This is a genomic window from Flavobacterium sp. YO12, from assembly GCF_004119495.1.
In the GTDB taxonomy this organism is placed as follows: Bacteria; Bacteroidota; Bacteroidia; order Flavobacteriales; family Flavobacteriaceae; genus Flavobacterium.
Map to the genome: position 1 here is coordinate 1 of NZ_NRQU01000161.1, position 335 is coordinate 335.

The window sequence follows — 335 nt, forward strand, 5'->3', positions numbered from 1 at the left end:
CCGTTTGTTCCTGCGATACCTTGTAATCCTTGTGGTCCAACAGCTCCATCAATTCCATCTTTTCCGTCTTTTCCATCAGCACCGTTTGTTCCAGCAATTCCTTGTAAACCTTGCGGTCCTACTGCACCGTCAACTCCATCTTTTCCATCAATCCCATTAGATCCGTCTTTTCCATTAGTTCCATCAGCACCTTTTAAACCAGCTAATTGACCTGGGGTAAAATCCTCATATTTGAAATCTTTTCCATCAGTCCCATCAGCTCCGTCTTTTCCAACTGCTCCATCAGCACCTTTTAAACCAGCTAATTGACCTGGAGTAAAATACCTCATATTTAG

General features: G+C 43.0%; 1 pseudogene. It reads right to left on the reverse strand.

The features are described 5' to 3' along the window. Nucleotides 1–335, reverse strand: a pseudogene (locus BOW55_RS20725) (spore surface glycoprotein BclB); the annotation flags it as partial.